This is a genomic window from Oleiphilus sp. HI0125 (assembly GCF_001635355.1).
In genome coordinates this window covers 1-741 of record NZ_LWGF01000595.1, presented here as the reverse complement: position 1 = coordinate 741, position 741 = coordinate 1, and the positions used below count along the sequence as shown (strand labels likewise).

1 protein-coding gene is annotated in these 741 nt (G+C 48.6%); it reads left to right on the top strand.

Annotated elements, in window-relative coordinates; genetic code table 11:
• A partial coding sequence (locus A3762_RS07570) for a cadherin-like domain-containing protein (protein ID WP_156493328.1) occupies positions 1-741 on the top strand: 741 nt, incomplete at both ends.

Genomic DNA, 741 nt, shown 5'->3' with positions numbered 1-741 from the left:
CTGATGGTCAGGGTGGTACAGATACGGCCCAAGCGAATATTGTAGTTGTTCCGGTGAATGACCCGCCAGTTGCAGGGGATACGTCTTTCAGCATGAATGAGGACGGTACAATTACATTGACACCTGCACAGCTTTTGGCGAATTCAAGTGACGTTGAAGGTGATGTGAGTCTGCAAGGTGTGAGCTACTCAGGATCAGATGGAACGCTGAGTGAGAATGATGATGGCTCCTTTAGTTTTATTCCGAATGAGAATTTCAATGGTGACATTGTCCTCGATGTGGTTGTGTTAGATGCTGAGGGTGCGAGTGATACGGCCCAAGCGAATATCGTAGTTGTTCCTGTGAACGACTTCCCTGTTTCAGGTAACTTGGCGTATGCAATGGATGAGGATGGAAGTATCACACTGAGCCAAGAGCAGCTCTTGGCGCAAGCGAGTGATGTGGATGGTGATACGCTCACGGCGTTGAATCTACAGACAGCCAATCCGGAACTGACGATTACAGATAATGGTGATGGGACGTTCACGCTGACACCGGCTGCAAACTTCAATGGTGATCTCGATATTAGTTTCGATGTATTCGATGGTGAAGCGACAGTTGCAGCCAATATCGATTTGACAGTGAACCCAGTGAATGATCTGCCGGTCGCGCAGGATCAGAATTTCCAGATGAACGAAGACGGGACGATCACGCTTACAGATGGGGATCTGTTAACGGGAGCGTCGGATGTTGATGGTGATA